The sequence below is a fragment of the Pedobacter mendelii genome (assembly GCF_014635725.1).
GTDB classification, from domain to species: Bacteria; Bacteroidota; Bacteroidia; order Sphingobacteriales; family Sphingobacteriaceae; genus Pedobacter; species Pedobacter mendelii.
The window spans coordinates 718,942-736,775 of record NZ_BMDJ01000001.1; the positions used below are offsets into that span (position 1 = coordinate 718,942).

12 protein-coding genes are annotated in these 17,834 nt (G+C 35.3%); 9 read left to right on the forward strand and 3 right to left on the reverse strand.

Features of this window, described 5'->3' with window-relative positions; all coding sequences use genetic code 11:
* Positions 1–29: 29 nt before the first annotated feature.
* Positions 30–1,685, forward strand: coding sequence for a glutamine--tRNA ligase/YqeY domain fusion protein (locus IEV50_RS03285; RefSeq protein ID WP_188411804.1), 1,656 nt, complete (start codon positions 30–32; stop codon positions 1,683–1,685).
* A gap of 161 nt (positions 1,686–1,846) precedes the next feature.
* Here the strand turns inward: IEV50_RS03285 and IEV50_RS03290 are convergent, their stop codons facing one another.
* Positions 1,847–2,680, reverse strand: a complete 834-nt coding sequence (locus IEV50_RS03290) for an N-acetylmuramoyl-L-alanine amidase (protein WP_188411805.1) — start codon at positions 2,678–2,680, stop codon at positions 1,847–1,849.
* Positions 2,681–2,794: 114 nt separating this feature from the next.
* Between IEV50_RS03290 and IEV50_RS03295 the strand changes: the two genes are divergently transcribed.
* Together IEV50_RS03295 and IEV50_RS03300 are read left to right on the forward strand one after the other, a co-directional pair.
* Positions 2,795–4,477 (forward strand): DUF8614 domain-containing protein, encoded by a 1,683-nt coding sequence (locus IEV50_RS03295; protein WP_188411806.1) that lies wholly within the window; start codon positions 2,795–2,797, stop codon positions 4,475–4,477.
* Positions 4,478–4,743: 266 nt separating this feature from the next.
* Positions 4,744–7,185 (forward strand): TonB-dependent receptor, encoded by a 2,442-nt coding sequence (locus tag IEV50_RS03300; RefSeq protein ID WP_188411807.1) that lies wholly within the window; start codon positions 4,744–4,746, stop codon positions 7,183–7,185.
* 580 nt (positions 7,186–7,765) lie between these two features.
* Here IEV50_RS03300 and carB read toward each other — a convergent pair.
* Positions 7,766–10,603 carry a carbamoyl-phosphate synthase large subunit gene (gene carB / locus IEV50_RS03305; protein WP_188411808.1) on the reverse strand — a complete coding sequence of 946 codons (2,838 nt, stop codon included), beginning with the start codon at positions 10,601–10,603 and terminating at the stop codon, positions 7,766–7,768.
* Between the two features lie 209 nt (positions 10,604–10,812).
* On the reverse strand, positions 10,813–11,133 hold the full coding sequence (locus IEV50_RS03310) for a carboxypeptidase regulatory-like domain-containing protein (protein ID WP_188411809.1): 321 nt from the start codon (positions 11,131–11,133) through the stop codon (positions 10,813–10,815).
* A gap of 452 nt (positions 11,134–11,585) precedes the next feature.
* On the opposite strand from IEV50_RS03310, the gene pnuC reads away from it, so the two are divergent.
* The 6 genes from pnuC (at position 11,586) to IEV50_RS03340 (ending at position 17,706) form a co-directional block, all read left to right on the forward strand.
* Entirely contained in the window at positions 11,586–12,203 is a 618-nt protein-coding gene (pnuC, locus tag IEV50_RS03315; protein ID WP_188411810.1) for a nicotinamide riboside transporter PnuC, read from the forward strand.
* Positions 12,187–12,717, forward strand: a complete 531-nt coding sequence (locus tag IEV50_RS03320; protein WP_188411811.1) for an AAA family ATPase — start codon at positions 12,187–12,189, stop codon at positions 12,715–12,717. Before pnuC ends, IEV50_RS03320 begins: the two co-directional genes overlap by 17 nt.
* 550 nt (positions 12,718–13,267) lie before the next feature.
* The gene (locus IEV50_RS03325; protein WP_308785470.1) at positions 13,268–15,709 is read left to right on the forward strand and encodes a TonB-dependent receptor; all 2,442 of its coding nucleotides are present in this window, start codon (positions 13,268–13,270) and stop codon (positions 15,707–15,709) included.
* Positions 15,710–15,943: 234 nt separating this feature from the next.
* Positions 15,944–16,582, forward strand: coding sequence for a thiamine phosphate synthase (locus IEV50_RS03330; protein ID WP_188411812.1), 639 nt, complete (start codon positions 15,944–15,946; stop codon positions 16,580–16,582).
* Positions 16,583–16,654: 72 nt separating this feature from the next.
* A complete protein-coding gene (locus IEV50_RS03335; protein ID WP_188411813.1) occupies positions 16,655–17,215 on the forward strand; it encodes a thiamine pyrophosphokinase in 561 nt (186 codons plus the stop codon).
* Positions 17,212–17,706, forward strand: a complete 495-nt coding sequence (locus IEV50_RS03340; RefSeq protein ID WP_188411814.1) for a GNAT family N-acetyltransferase — start codon at positions 17,212–17,214, stop codon at positions 17,704–17,706. Before IEV50_RS03335 ends, IEV50_RS03340 begins: the two co-directional genes overlap by 4 nt.
* Positions 17,707–17,834 lie beyond the last annotated feature (128 nt).

The window sequence follows — 17,834 nt, forward strand, 5'->3', positions numbered from 1 at the left end:
ACCTTTGCAATCCTAATTTACAGGTTTTTATGAGTGAAGAGAAGTCATTAAACTTTATCGAAGAAATTGTTGAGAACGACTTGAATAGTGGCAAGTATGAAACTTTGGTTACGCGTTTCCCGCCTGAACCTAATGGTTACCTACACATTGGCCATGCTAAAGCGATATGCTTAAACTTCGGACTAACACAAAGATACGGTGGTTATACTAACCTGCGTTTTGATGATACCAACCCGGTAACAGAAAAAACAGAATATGTAAACAGCCAGCAAGAAGATATTAAATGGCTAGGTTTTAACTGGAAAAATGAATTGTATGCATCAGATTATTTTGATGAACTATATTTATTCGCCATCAAACTAATTGAAAAAGGTTTGGCTTACGTTGATGAAAGTTCCGCTGATGAAATTGCTGCTTTGAAAGGTACACCAACAGAACCTGGTCTGGATAGTCCGTATCGAAATCGTAGCATTGAAGAGAATTTAGAGATTTTCACTAAAATGAAAAATGGTGAATTTGCTGATGGTGATTATATTTTGAGGGCTAAAATCGATATGGCCAGCACAAATATGTTAATGCGAGATCCGATTATTTATCGCATCAAGCATGCAGAACATCACCGTACAGGTAATAAATGGTGCATTTACCCAATGTATGATTTTGCCCACGGACAAAGTGACAGTATAGAGAACATCACTCACTCAATTTGTACTTTAGAATACGTATCGCACCGTGAATTGTACGATTGGTTTATAGAGAAACTAGAAATTTTTCCTTCTAAACAATACGAATTCGCCCGTTTAAACTTAACTAGCACGGTTATGAGTAAACGGAAGTTGCTTCAATTGGTTAATGAAAATTTAGTTAGCGGATGGGATGACCCACGTATGCCCACAATTTCGGGTTTACGCCGAAGAGGTTTTACGCCAAAAAGTGTACGCGAATTTTGTGAACGAATTGGTATTGCTAAACGCGAAAATTTAATAGAATTAAGTTTATTAGAGTTTTGTATCCGGGAAGATTTAAATAAAACTGCAAAACGCGTAATGGCAGTTTTAGACCCGATTAAATTAATTATTACCAATTACGAAAAAGGAACAGAAGACTTAATTGGCGAAAATAATCCTGAAGCAGAAGACGGTGGTGGCACACGCATTATACCTTTCAGCAATGAACTTTGGATAGAACGTGAAGATTTTATGGAAGTTCCGGCGAAGAAATGGTTCCGGTTAGCACCCGGGGCAATGGTTCGTTTAAAATTCGCTTACATTGTTAAGTGCGAAAATTTTGTAAAAGACGAAAATGGTAACGTAACCGAAATTCATTGTACTTACATTCCAGAATCGAAAAGTGGTAACGATACCAGCGGTATTAACGTAAAAGGAACCATTCATTGGGTAAGTGCACAACATGCTAAAACTGCAGAAATTCGTTTGTACGACCGTTTATTTACATCAGAAACGCCGGATGCCGAAGAAGGAGACTTTAAAGATTATTTAAATCCTGAAAGCTTAACCGTATTGCCTAACGCTTATATTGAGCCTGCTTTGGCTGATGCTGATTTAGATGGCCGCTATCAGTTTATTAGAAAGGGATATTATTGTTTAGATAGAGATTCTACTCCTGAAAAATTGGTTTTCAACAGAACAGTAACATTAAAAGATACTTTCAAGAAACCGAACTAAATAATTTATAGTTCTTTTACAAACACGGATAAATTAATTTTATCCGTGTTTTTTTATACTCGAAATTAGTGTTACAGGAAACATAATTTTATATTAAATCTCACGCAGATTATGTGCCACGCTACTCTGCGGGACATAAAACATTAGGTTATGCTTAAAGATTAATACTTCGTATAAACATTATACAGCACCAAAATATCAACAGGTGTAAGCTTCGGTGTAATATCGCTTTGTATGAAATGACGTTTAAAAGCGGTTATTGCTGCCCCCAAATCACTAGTATCATATCCAATAAGCCTTAATGCATTAGTTGTGTCGAAATCAATAGGCGGATTTTTTAAAACATCATCATACCAATATCCAAAACCTTTTAATGCAAGTTTCTTCCAAGGAAAATGATTTGGATCAGGCTTACGTTTTGGAGCAATATCGGCATGCCCAATAAAGTTTGCAGTAGGAATATTATAGGTTTTCTTTAAAGTTGCTAACAACTTAACTAAGCTAATTATTTGTGCTTCAGGCCATATATCTGTTGTTCCGTTATTATCTAGTTCAATTCCAATTGAAGAAGAATTCAAATCGGTATCTTTTCCCCACTTACCTATTCCGGCATGGTTAGCACGTAAATAATCGTTAACCATGTGCACAACTTTACCATCACGACTAATAACATAATGTGCACTGGTTGCTGCTTTGGTTGAATGAAAAGTTTTTATGGTTTGTGCTAAGCTATCCTGCGCTGTATGATGAATTATTACAAAATTTGGTTTACGAATGCCAAAATTTACTGATCCAATCCACTGCTGGTTTGCAGCATTTATCGAATCGTACAATTGCCCTTCTGGAGGTGTAGCCAATATAATTTTTGAAAAACCTTTAGCCTTTTCTTTATAAATCTTTTCTGTAACTGCATATTTATTTGAGGTACAAGCAGAAATAAAAAGTGCGAATGCTAAGAATACAGCTTTTGGTTTTACAGTTTTTATTAATGACATATTGTGTTTATTTAATGCAATGAAGGTACAAAGTTATGTTAAAGTTCATCCTTTGCATCAAACTTTATACAAAGCCTTCAAAATTTACTAATTTAGTGCCGATATACCTAAAAAATGAAGAAATTATACAAAGCAAATATACTTTTCTACACACTCGCAATATCCGCAGGGCTACTCTCAGCTTGCACAAATACAACAAAACCATCCGATGGAAAAACAACTAATGTTGTTCAAAAAGATAGTTTAATAGGATATGTTGCTGCACGTTTACCAATCTACGAACGGGTAAAGTTAACAACAAATCTAAATCAGTTAAGTGTAAACGATCGTAAAATATTGCCTTTATTAATTCAAGCAGCAGAAATTATGGATGAGCTTTATTGGAAACAAGCTTACCCACAAAGAGATAGTTTACTGGCATCAATTAAAGATGAAAAAACCAGAGATTTTGTAAATATTAATTATGGCCCGTGGGACAGATTGAATAACGATAAACCTTTTGTTGCAGGTGTTGGTGCAAAACCAGAAGGTGCATCATTTTATCCTTACGGGATAACCAAGGAAGAAATAGAGAAATCTACTTTGGCAGATAAATTCGGTGCTTATTCGATAATACGGAAAGATAGTTTAGGGAAGCTAAGTGTAGTTCCGTATCATGTTTTATTTGCTTCAGAGTTACAAAAAGCCTCATCATTACTAAAACAAGCGGCTTTAATTGCTGAAGACGAAGGGTTAAAAAAATACTTAAATCTGAGAGCCGATGCTTTAGTGACCGACAATTTTACCGCTAGTGATTATGCCTGGTTGGATATGAAAAACAATGGCTTGGATCTTATCATCGGACCAATAGAAAACTACGAAGACAAACTGTTTAATGCTCGTACTAGTTACGAGGCTTACGTATTAATTAAAGATAAAGAGTGGAGCAAGCGACTGGCTAAGTATGTTAAACTGCTTCCTGAATTGCAGAAAAACTTACCCGTGCCTGCAAAATATAAAACAGAAAAACCAGGAACAGATTCTGAATTAAATGCCTACGACGTTGTTTACTATGCTGGAGATTGTAACGCTGGTTCGAAAACTATTGCTGTAAACTTACCAAACGATGAAAAAATACAGCAAGAAAAAGGCACTCGCCGTTCGCAGTTGAAAAATGCAATGCAGGCTAAATTTGATAAAATTTTAATTCCAATTTCAAAAGAACTGATTGATGCAGAACAACAAAAACACATTAAATTTGACGCCTTTTTTGCCAATGTAATGTTTCATGAAGTCGCTCACGGTTTAGGCATCAAAAAAACAGTTACTGGAAAAGGCTTTGTTCGTGTTGCTCTGAAAGAACAATACAGTTGGCTGGAAGAAGGCAAAGCAGATGTTTTAGGCTTATACATGGTTACAGGTTTGCTTAAAAAAGGCGAATTACAAGGTGATATAAAAGATTATTATACCACATTTATGGCTGGCATTTTACGCTCGGTACGTTTTGGTGTATCAGAAGCACATGGAAAAGCCAATATGCAATGCTTCAATTATTTTAAAGAAAAAGGGGCCTTTGAACGTACAGCAAAAGGAACTTATAAAGTTAACTTCGACAAATTCGCAATGGCAATGAATGATTTAAGTGCTTTCATTATTACCTTGCAAGGCAATGGTGATAAAGCTGCTGTTGAAAAAGCTCAAAAAGCAATGGCGATTATTCCAGCAGAATTACAATCAGATTTAGATAGATTAACCAGAAAAAATATTCCTGTTGATTTAGTTTTTGAACAAGGGGTTGATGTACTCGGAATGAAATAGAAATCTCAGCAAAAATAATAGCAGCCACAGATTTTTTTCAGATTTTAACTATCTGAAGGTCTGTGGTTTTTTTATGTCTCATTCAGATTTCAAAAAAATCCTGTAACCTTTTTAGAAAACGGTCGTCTTACCAATAACTAAAAATCGGGAACCGTTCGTTGCCGAAAACTAAGCTTTAAATAATAATGCAATATTGATTGAAATGCACGAATGTGCGTTATTGGAATCGTTTTGCATAAATTTTTTAAACAATAACACCTTAACCAATGAAAAATTTTTATAAAATATTACTAATTATTACTGCCGTTTTCTCTTCATTGAGCATGTTTGCACAAACATCACCAAAACCAAATATTACAGGAATTATCATCGATGAAAATAAAAAACCAGCCGATTATGTAACCGTTGTGCTTATGAAAGCTGCTGATTCAAGTGTGGTAAAAACAGGCTTTACAGACCAAAATGGAATTTTCGGATTTAAGGTATCTGTTAAAGGCGATTACTTCTATAAAGCCAGCAATATGGGTTACAAAACAATAAAAAGTAAGATCGAATCACTTGCAGATGTTAACCAAAAAATAGATTTTGGTTCTGCACAATTGATTTCTACATCTCAAAACTTAAAGGAGGTAAGCATCGCTATAACTAAACCTTTAATCGAAAGAAAAATGGATAAAGTTGTTATGAATGTTTCTAGCAGTTCCATCATGACTGGCTCAAATGCACTTGAAGTTTTACAAAAAGCACCTGGTGTTTCAGTGGACCAGAATGATAATATTTCTATGCAGGGAAAGCAAGGCGTTTTAATACAACTTGATGGCAAACAAACTTATATGAGCAGCGCAGATGTAGCTAATTTACTTAGAAACATGCAAAGCTCTGAGATTGAAACTATAGAATTAATAACCAATCCTTCATCAAAATATGATGCAACAGGGAACTCAGGAATCATTAACATCAAAACCAAAAAAAGTAAAAATGGTGGCACAAATGGAAGTATAAATGCAACAGCAGGTTATGGTAAAAACTTTAGAGGAAACGCTGGTTTAAACTTAAATCACAGAACTCAAAAACTTAATTTTTTTGGCAATTATAATTACGGTAGAACGGAGCGTGTAAATACGATTTCAATTGATCGTATATCAAACGGAACGCCTGATACTTATTTCATGCAATCGGGTATAAGCAGAAGAAAACAACAGAATAATAACTTTAAAGCAGGTGTAGACTATTTTATTGATAAGAAAAATACGATAGGCTTACTTATTAACGGTTTTTTTAACAATGGAACGGAATATGCCACAAACAATACTTTTATTGGTCCATCGTTTCAAAAAGTAGATTCTACATTGGCTTCTACAAGTTTGCAAACCAACAAGTATAATAACATATCCTATAACCTTAACTATAAATCAGTTTTAGATACTGCCGGTTCTGAAATTTCTGCCGATTTTGATTATTCGAAGTATGATGGTAATGATGGCTCAGATTACACCAATGATTATATGTTTGCCAACGGGAATAGAATCCGTCCGATTAATTATACCAGGAATAATACGCCATCTAAAATTGATATAAAAGCTTTTAAGGTAGATTATAATTTTTCGTTAAATAAAACAGTAAAGCTTGAGGCTGGTGTAAAAAGCAGTTGGGTAAAAACCAATAACGATTTGCAGGCAGAAGAACTTATAAATAACATTTGGCAAAATGATATTCGAAGAAGCAATCAATTTATATATGATGAAAACGTAAATGCAGCCTATACAAACCTGAATAAACAGTTTAAAAATACAAGTATCCAGCTTGGTTTAAGGGTAGAACAAACCAATTCTAAGGGTAATTTAATTACAACAAATACGATTGTAGAAAGAAGTTACTGGGATTTCTTTCCAACATTATTTGTTCAGCAAACTTTAAACAAAAACAATCAGCTAGGTTTTTCTTACAGCCGTAGAATAGACCGCCCTAGTTATGATGCCTTAAATCCTTTTATTTATTATTTAGACCAATATACCTACAATCAAGGAAATCCGTTTTTGAAACCACAGTACACAAATAATTTAGAATTGAGTTATACTTTTATGCAGAAGTATATGCTATCTGTTGGCTATAGCCGTACAAGCGATGTAATTACCGAGGTTTTACTGCCTAATGAAGCTCAAAAAGCATTATATCAAACCAATGCTAACCTGGCAAAAAACATTAGCTATAATGCAAATTTGAATATCCCGGTTAAGGTTGCAAAATGGTGGTCGTTGAATAATAATTTAAATGTGTTCTACCTAAGTTTCGAAGCACCAGATTTAGCCGGACAAGCACTAAAAACAGGCAAAACATCATTTCAGTTTAAGTCTCAGCAAAGCTTTACCATCGTGAGTGGTTTCACGGCAGAATTAAATGGCAGTTACGAATCACCATTAGATTATGGCACTTTAAAACTAAAAGAAAGATATTCTATTGATGCTGGTTTGAGTAAATCGCTAATGAATAAAAAAGCAAGTTTAAAGCTGGCTTTATCAGATATATTTAACACTTATAAAAATAATTTATCGAGTGGTTATCCTGGTTTAAAATACGAGGTTCGCCAGAAAAACGAAAGCCAGATTGGCCGAATAAGTTTCACTTATCGCTTCGGTAAAAACGAGATAAAACCAGCCCGTCGTCGTTCTACAGGTACAGAATCTGAGCAAAACAGGATGAAGAATTAGTGCATTAGTCCGCGGGGCTGAAGCTAGATTGCCATCGAAGTTACTATTTAATAATCTTTAGGCTCTCTCAGAATTAATTTTGAAGATTTGTTAGCAGAATAATATTTCGAAAAGTCGTCATTCCCGTGAAAAAGGGAATCTTAATGCGATAGAAAGGTTACTAAATAAGTCCATACTAAAGCATTAAGATGCCCAGTCAAGCTGAGCATGACGACACCGCCAAATTTAATTCTTTTACAATTTCTGAATTTGTTATTCTGAGAAAGCCTCATTTTTATTTTCCAGATTCACGATTTATCTTAAAATAGAATATTTGGTTTTAGTAAGTAAAAATGTCATCTCTACTATAGCGAAGAAACTGTTTAAATCCATTTACTTCTGTTACATGTCAGTCTGAGTTTATCGAAGACCTTTTATTGACTGTGCTTCGACAAGCTCTGCATGATAAACTGTAAATTTATTCATTAAATTAAAAATAGCTTTTAAGAACTCTTCCAAATTAAAAAACTATCAATCAAGATTAAAAATCTCAACAACCCCATAAAACAAAAAAGGGCGATGTTTCCATCGCCCTTTGCTATTATTTACTCAAATACATTGATTTATCTTTGTAAAGCTTGCGGAAATATGGGTCTTCCAAATCCTTAATAAAACGAATCGCCTCACCTGTAGATTTCATTTCCGGACCTAACTCTTTCGTAACTTCCGGGAATTTCTCGTAAGAGAAAACAGGTTCTTTAATGGCATAACCTTTAAGCTTACGAGTAATTGTGAAATCTTTCAATTTCGCTACACCTAACATAACTTTCGCTGCAATATTGATGTATGGAACATCGTAAGCTTTCGCGATAAAAGGAACCGTACGTGATGCTCTTGGGTTTGCCTCGATTACATAAACTTTCTCATCCTTTATGGCAAATTGGATATTCAATAAGCCGATTACATTTAAAGCTTTTGCAATTTTAATAGAATATTCTTCCATCGATTTCGTAACAGATTCAGGTAAACTGAATGTTGGTAAAACCGCGAATGAATCTCCAGAGTGAATACCCGCTGGCTCAATATGCTCCATCATACCAACAATGTGAACATCATCGCCATCAGAAATTGAATCAGATTCTGCCTCTTCCGCCCTATCTAAAAAATGGTCGATAAGCACTCGGTTGCCTGGTAAATCGCCTAATAATTTAACAACCGCTTTTTCAAGGTCTTCATCGTTAATTACTATACTCATTCCCTGTCCTCCTAAAACGTAACTCGGGCGAACCAAAACCGGATAACCCACTTCATTTGCTACAACAATGGCTTCCTCGGCATTTTCTGCAACACCGTAACGTGGATAAGGAATCTCTAATTCTTTTAATAAATCAGAAAAACGACCACGGTCTTCGGCAATATCCATGTTCTCAAAAGATGTTCCAATAATTTTGATACCTCTTTCGTTCAATTTCTCTGCCATTTTCAACGCTGTTTGTCCACCCAATTGAACAATAACGCCCATTGGTTTTTCCAGCTCGATTATCTCACGAACATGTTCCCAGAAAACCGGCTCGAAGTATAATTTATCGGCCATATTAAAATCTGTAGAAACTGTTTCAGGATTACAGTTAATCATAATGGCCTCGATACCCGACTCTTTAGCAGCCAATAAACCATGCACACAAGAGTAATCAAACTCAATACCCTGACCAATACGATTAGGGCCAGAACCTAAAACGATAACTTTTTTCTTATCAGATGGAATAGATTCATTCTCTTCATCGAAAGATGAGTAATAATATGGTGTTTGCGCAGGAAATTCCGCGGCACAAGTATCAACCATTTTATAAACTCTGTTTATGCCCAAAGCTTTACGGCGGTCGTAAACTTCATCTTCAGTAACATTTCCTAATAGCCATGCTATCTGGATATCAGAGAAACCTTTTTGCTTCAAGGTTATGAAGAAATCCTGCGGAATATTGTTTAATGAATATCTTTTTAATTCAACTTCCAAAGCAACAAGTTCCTGAATCTGGTTTAAAAACCATTTATCAATTTTGGTTACCTTACGGATAGATTCCAGAGGTACGCCCATTGTCATGGCATCTTTTATCAAAAACAAACGATTCCAGGAAGCATGCTCCAAGCCATGCATAATATCTTCTATATTACGAACTTGTCTGCCATCTGCGCCTAAACCTGCACGGTTTATTTCCAAACTCTGACAAGCTTTTTGCAGTGCTTCGATAAAAGTACGACCAATGGCCATTACTTCACCAACAGATTTCATTTGTAAGCCCAACTCCATATTTGCTCCTTTAAATTTATCGAAATTCCAGCGAGGAATTTTAACGATAACGTAATCTAAAGTAGGCTCAAAATATGCAGAAGTTGTTTTTGTAATTTGATTCTCAATTTCATCTAAGTTGTAACCGATAGCAAGTTTTGCTGCAATTTTAGCGATTGGATAACCGGTTGCTTTACTTGCTAATGCTGATGAACGGGATACTCGAGGGTTAATTTCAATTGCAATAATTTCATCATTAGCAGGATTAACAGAAAACTGAACATTACAACCACCAGCGAAGTTACCTATGGCACGCATCATTTTTATTGCCTGGTTGCGCATATCCTGATAACATCTATCAGATAATGTCATTGCCGGCGCAACAGTGATTGAATCGCCGGTATGGATACCCATTGGGTCGAAATTTTCAATCGAACAGATGATAATCACATTATCATTGCTATCTCTCAATAACTCTAACTCGTATTCTTTCCAGCCTAAAACAGCTTTCTCTACTAAAACTTCGTGCGTTGGAGAAGCCTCTAAACCACGTTTAAGTGCTGCATCGAATTCTTCTTTTTTATGAACAAAACCACCTCCATAACCACCTAAAGTATAAGATGGGCGAATTACCAATGGATAACCGATTTCTTGAGCAGCCTCTTTACCTTCTAAAAAGGAATTTGCAATTTTCGACTGCGCTACACCAACACCAATATCAACCATTAACTGGCGGAAACATTCGCGGTTTTCAGTTTTCTCAATAGCATCAACATCTACTCCTACAACTTTTACTCCGTATTTTTCCCAAACGCCGCGCTCCTCTGCTTCTTTACAAAGGTTCAAAGCCGTTTGTCCACCCATAGTAGGTAACACGGCATCAATTCTAGGCAAATCAGGAGAATCTATATGTTCTTGTAAAATAACTTCAATTGAATCAACAGATAGCGGACGAAGGTATACATGATCCCCAATAACTTTATCCGTCATAATCGTAGCCGGATTCGAGTTAATAATGGAAACAGTTATTCCTTCTTCTTTTAAGGATAGTGCTGCTTGCGAACCAGAGTAATCAAATTCGCAGGCTTGGCCAATAATAATTGGTCCTGATCCTATAATCAATACTGAGCGAATGGTGGTGTCTTTAGGCATGATAAAGCTTAATACAATAATAAATTTCTAAAGTGTAAGTTCTTGTAAGAACCATGAAGCAAGAAGGTTTTTTGCTTTTATAAGAAGAAAATCCCAACTGTTCTGTCGGGATGCAAAGATACACGTTTCGAAGTATTTTAAGCCGATTTTTTAAAAAATAAAAAAGAGGATTTATTATCCCCTCCTTTTAAATTTTTCTTTTGTAAAAACTATTGCTGCTGCAATTTTATTTCGCCTAAATCTGTTGAAGCGCTATCTTTTACTGCAACGTTCTCAATGGTTGCATCTTTATAAGGCGCATTGCCTTTAATCCAAACTTTATAAACACCCTCTTTGAGGTTAACAAAAGTGAATGTTCCATTACTCATTTCTGCCCTAAGTGTATCCGTTCCTGCAACCAGGGCAACAGCAGATGCACCTTCTGGTGGTGTAATTTTACCAGTAATACCACCAAGTCGGATATTTGTGAATGAGACCACTATAAGTGAAATCATTACCATTGTAATCAGTATTATATTAAACTTTTTCATAACACAATATATTTTGATTGATAAATTTAAAAACTATTATTATGCGAACGTTAAATAGTGTTAAATATAAACCCTTAAAACGAGACAAAGTTTGATAAAATGAACATTTATTTAAAGATTGTACTACATGATGGACAATAAAACATACATAATAAAAGCATTTAGGCCTACATTTGACATAGAAAAGGGTTTGTCTCCCTTAAATTTTGCTCAGTGGTCATGTTTACGTCACGAAATCGTTATGATCGAATCATTGGCAATAATGTTGTAATAAGCTGAACGTATTTGCGTTTTGTAAATACTTTAGTTCAATCTAAAGCTTCCTCGCGGAGTAGTTAACCGCAATGAGGATTTCTTCATAAATAGTTTGTTTGGTTTATTATCCGGTCAGAGGAGCCCTCCTCGACCGGATTTTTTCTTTAATCACCTTTTTGTTTCTATTTTTGAATACAATGATATTAACAGCAAGCTCTTTTCTGGAATTTTTAATCAACCAATTCGAACACACCTCATGGCTCGAATGGATAGCAGTTATTACGGGGTTTATTTGTATTTATTTAGCAGCAAAAGAAAGCATCTGGAACTGGCCTATATCATTAATTAGCGTAACTGCCTACGGTTTTCTGTTTTTTAAAGAAGCCATGTATGGCGATATGACACTTCAACTATACTTCCTTTTTACAGGGTTTTATGGCTGGTATTTTTGGTTAAGCAAGAAAACAGAAGCGAACAAACCTATAACTTTATTAACAAGAAAAGGGTGGAGTATTGCAATTGCTTCTATAGTTATTTTAAGTTTATTATTAGGTTGGTTTATGGCAAAATACACCAACAGTACTGTGCCATATGCTGATGGTTTTTGTACATCGGTAAGTTTTATTGCTCAAATTTTACTAACCAGAAAAGTTCTTCAAAATTGGTTATTGTGGGTTTTTGCAGATATCTGCTATGTACCCTTATTTATTTACAAGCATTTAAATTTAAGTGCCATTTTGTATTTTGTGCTCATCGCAATTGCCTATAAAGGTTATTTAGATTGGAAAAAAACTTGCCATGAACAAATCAATTAAAAAAATAGCAATTGTTGGACCTGAAAGTACAGGCAAATCTACCATGTCTCAGCTTTTGGCCAAATATTATAAAGTTTCGTGGGTACCCGAATATGCCCGTTATTATTGCGAAAATTTAGTAGCGCCATACACACTGCAAGATGAAGTGAATATGTATTATGGGCAGATTGCTTTAGAAGATGCAATTTTAGTTACTACACAAAATGATTTAATTATTTGCGATACAACATTTGTAACCGTAAAAATCTGGAGTGATGAAATGCTTGGAGAAACCCCGCAAATTGTTTTAGATGCGCTACCCAAAAGACCATACGATCTCTATCTTTTAATGGATATTGATTTACCCTGGCAAGATGATCCTCTACGAGATTTCCCAAATCAAAGAGAATATTTTATAGAGGTTTGGCACAAAGAGTTAAAAGCCTTAAATGCGAATTATAAAGTGATAAGCGGTTTGGGTGATGTTCGTGTACAACATGCAATAGCAGCAATTAATGAGTTTTTGGCTCTATAATTTTTTTTGGAAAGCAATTGCAGTAATTCTTATTAAAGTTTCTTCCCGCCCCCGCTTTTGCCCCAATGAAAAAATTGGTGGCATCTCGCTTTGGTCGGGTTTATGTAGCTAAAATAGCAGTACTATTTGGGGTAAAATAAACCCGATTGAAACGGAAAACAAAAGCTTTTTCTGCTTTTTTTCAAGTATAAAGCGGGACATAAATTCACCGATAAATGTACAAAACTGCTTTTTTAAAATAAAAAAGCATCAATATATTTTTTCTGCTGTATTGTTAAAATATTTTCTACATTTGCCACATCATTAGGGGTGCCTTGTTTGTTATAAACACAAAAACGGGCTGAGATCATACCCATTTTACGGTGAAAGGTAAAAGGTGAAAGGTAAAAGGTTCTGCAAATTGCAAAAACCCTAAGCCCTAACCCTCAAAACCCTAAACCTTAAATGCACCTGATCCGGGTAATGCCGGCGTAGGGATTGGAGTTATGGAAGTTTAACTGAAATCGGGAGTACCCCTATTTCCGATGGGTTTAACTAAAAACAATTAAAATTGAAAAAATTACTTTTTGCGGTTATCACTGCAATGCTGCCATTCTTTGCTTTGGCGCAAATTTCTGTCACCGGAAAAGTGACAGATAACAATCAAAAATCTTTACCTGGAGCAACCCTTAAAATTAGAAATCAGAAAACAGCGGTATTAAGCGATGCCGATGGAAATTTCACTTTATCAAATTTATCTGCAGGGAAGTATGTTATAGTAGTCAGTTATTTGGGTTATAAATCAATAGAAAAAGCCATTGACCTTACCCAAAATCAAACCACAAATTTTATTTTAACTCCGCAAGCTTTCCTGGCTGATGAAGTTATTGTTCGTGCTACAAGGGCAAATGAAAAATCGGCTACAACCTATAAAAATATTAGCAAAGCTGAGATTCAGGAAAATAATTTTGGCCAGGATTTACCTTTTATTCTTCAAAATACGCCCGGCGTAGTTGTCAATTCGGATGCAGGTGCAGGCGTTGGTTATACCGGTATTCGCATCCGTGGAAGCGATAATAGCCGGATTAATGTAACGGTAAACGGCATCCCTATTAACGATAGCGAAAGCCAGGGAACATTTTATGTAAACATGCCCGATTTTGCATCGTCTGTAGATAATATTCAGATTCAGCGTGGTGTTGGTACTTCAACAAATGGAGCGGGTGCTTTCGGTGCAAGTTTAAACATTCAAACAACCGCCAGCGAAATGGAGCCTTATGCTGAAGTAAATAGCACTTACGGAAGTTTTGATACCTGGAAAAATACCATTAAAGTTGGAACAGGCTTAATCAACAACCGCTTTAGTTTTGATGGCCGCTTATCAAGAATAAGTTCCGATGGTTACGTAGATAGAGGCGCATCACTTTTAAAATCTTATTTTATGTCGGGCGCTTACCATGGCAATAAAGACTTGTTGAGAATAAATGTTTTTGCGGGTTCAGAAAAAACTTACCAATCATGGAACGGAATACCAGAATCGAGGCTGAACAATGATGTTGCAGGTATGCAGGCTTACATCGATAGAAATGGATTAAGCCAGGCAGACGCTGATAATCTTTTAAATTCAGGCCGAACGTATAACAGCTTTTTATACAATAACCAAACCGATAATTACACTCAAAATCATTATCAGCTACTTTATGTAAGGCAATTTTCTGATAAGTTCTCTTTCAATGGTGCATTGCACTATACACAAGGAGAAGGCTATTACGAAGAATACAGAGTTCAAAATGATTTGGCCGATTACGGATTACAACCTGTTACAATTGGAGGAACAACCATTAATAAAACCGATTTAATCCGCCGCCGCTGGTTAGATAATGATTTTTATGGTGTAACCTATGCATTTAATTATGTGCCAGAAAAGAACCTGAATTTTACTTTGGGTGGTGCTTATAACGAATATAAAGGTGCACACTTCGGACAAATAATTTGGGCGCAATATGCATCGAATGGAAATATAGACAGGCATTATTATGATAACGATGGTTTTAAAACCGACTTTAACATTTATGGAAAAGTGAATTATAGCCCAATTGAAAACCTAAGTTTATTTATGGATTTACAATACCGCAGGGTTTATTATGATATTGCCGGAACAGAAAACAAGCTGAACACTTTAGCCATTAACGAAACCTTAAATTTCTTCAATCCTAAATTTGGTGCAACTTATTTTATAAATCCAGAAAGCAATTTATATGCTTCATTTAGTGTAGCTAATAAAGAGCCAAATCGCGATGATTATACGGATGCAGCTGTAAGCGTTTTTCCAAAACCAGAAAACTTAAATGATGTAGAATTAGGCTATCGTTTTAAAAATAAGCAATTCAATTTAGGTGCAAATGCTTATGGTATGTTCTATAAAAATCAACTGGTTGTTACTGGAAAAATTAACGATGTTGGAGGGAATTATCGCCAGAATGTGGATAAAAGTTATCGCTTAGGTATTGAAATTGATGGTTCGTACATCATTAATAAATCATTTGCCTTAAACGCAAATGCAGCACTTAGCAGAAATAAAATTAAAAATTTTACCGAGTATTATGATGATTACGATAACGGCGGGCAGGTTATAAATAACTATTCGTTAACTGATATTTCATACTCACCCGCAGCAGTTCTTTTTGGCGAGTTGGTATATAAACCTATCGCTGGTTTTGCAGTTGCTTTACAGAGCAAATACGTAAGTAAACAATATTTAGATAACACTCAAAATAACGACAGAACCATAAATGGTTATTGGGTTAGCAATGCTCGTTTGGGCTACGATTTTAAATTTGCAGGTGTTAAAAATGTAAACCTTGGCTTGCTTGTAAATAACCTATTCGATAAGAAATATGAAAGCAATGGATATACTTACGGCTATTTATCTGGCGGAAGCAGGGTTACCGAAAACTTTTATTATCCACAGGCAGGCACCAACTTCTTACTAAGTTTAAATGTTAAATTTTAAATTAAGGTAAAAGGTGAAAGGTATTAAGCTAGAAGGATAAAGATCGTTAGAAAAAATATAACACGTTTATTTTGAGACTTAGTGTTGTATAATTGCAAAGCACGAAGCAATCTTAATGATTACAAGATTGCTTCGTACCTCGCAGTGATGAGTTTTGAGTTTAGCTGAAACTTTATTTGATTACTTTTAATCCTGGCCATCTGTAAATCTTTATAATCCTATTCAAATCCTAGCATGAAATACATCGAAAAGTTACAGTATATAACACACGACATACCACATTTAACACATGTAGAACAAGCTCAAAATGCATGCGAAGCAGGTGCAAAATGGATTCAATACCGTTGTTTAAGTAAAACTGATGAGGAGCTTTTGCAAGATATCAACGAGATTGCAGGCATTTGTGATGACTGGGGAACAACCCTTATTGTAACCAATCATATTCATTTAAATGAAAAGGCTGATATTCAGGGATTTCACATCGAAGATATGGATGCAGATTTTAACAAACTTCGCACGCAGGTTGGTGATGATATAACTTTAGGTGGCTCGGCAAATACCATTGATAACTTAATCCGTTTGGCCAAACAAGGTGTAGATTATGCCGGTTTCGGACCTTTTGCTGTAACAGAAACTAAACCCAATAATTATCCCTTTATAACGCTAAGTCAATACAGAAACGCAATTAAAGAATTAGAAAATCAAAACTTAAACCTTCCAATTTTAGCGGTTGGCGGCATAACCAATTACGATGTTGAAAGTTTAATGCAAACCGGAATTTATGGCATTGCCGTTTCTGGAGCAATAAATTTTGCTGATGATTTTACCCAAGCCTATCAGGATTTTTACGAGGCAGTAAAACTTTTAAGTTAGCAGTTTTCCGTTCTCAATTCCCAATATCAACGTTAACATCGAATCTTCTCACTATTTTTTTATATTCGCAAGATGTCTTCACACCATATTGTAAAAGAAAAACAAGAGCCAGCCTTATATATTGATGAGCTTGGAAATTTTAATGAGGAACTTTTAGGTCAGCTATTAGAATGGAGCCCAACGCTTTTAGTAAGTGGCGAGCACTACGAGAAAATTATTTCTTTAGGTTTAAAAGTAGATGTTTTAGTTAACGGCAAAGAAACTGGAACCCAGGAAGACACTAAATTTGTTCATGGTTTGGTCGATGATTTAATGGTTGCCATGAACTATCTATACGAAGAGAAATTTCCTGCGGTTAATGTGATAACAACTAAATTCGACCTCGAAAAATTTGCAGGTTTTGAAGACAAAATTAACCTCGTTGTTTTTACCGAAAAAGCCAAACACTATCCAATTAAATCAGGTTTTTCTGTTTGGAAACCTGCAGGAAGTGAATTTTTAATCCACGGCAACCGTTACCTGGAAGTTACAAATCTTACCCAAAATGAGGATGAAGTTTTCGAAGTTGTTAACGATGGTTTTGTAGAATTCACATTCTCAGGCCAGCCAATTTTTATTAGCGAACCATTATGATTACGCTTAGAAAAGGAAAAGAACAGGACATAGAATTAATCCAGGAAATTGCCACAGCAACCTGGCCATCAACCTATCTCGACATTATCGGTCAGGCACAAATTGATTATATGCTTGATAAAATGTACAGCAAAGGCGAATTGCTTAAGCAATTAATGGATGGTCATACCTTTATTATCGCCGAGGATGGCTCAGAAAGCTACGGCTTTGCAGGTTACTCCATCGTTGGGCATGAAGAAAGAATTTACAAATTGCATAAACTCTATGTTTTACCTTCTGCACATGGCAAAGGTGTTGGAAAAATTCTAATGAATGAAGTATTTAATCAGGTTAAAGAAGCCGGCGCATCATCTTTAGAATTAAATGTAAACAAGCATAATAAAGCCAAAGATTTCTACCTAAAAGCTGGTTTTATCGTTAAAGAATCTGTTAAGCTAGATATCGGTAATGGATATTTTATGGATGATTATGTGATGGAGTATAAGTTTTAACGAACCAGCTCAAATCGTCCTTTCGAGCGAAGCCGAGAAATCTTTGAACCATATATTTAACCAACAGAAAGCCACAGATTTACAGATTAACATAAAAAATCTGTAAATCTGTGGCTTTTATATTTAAA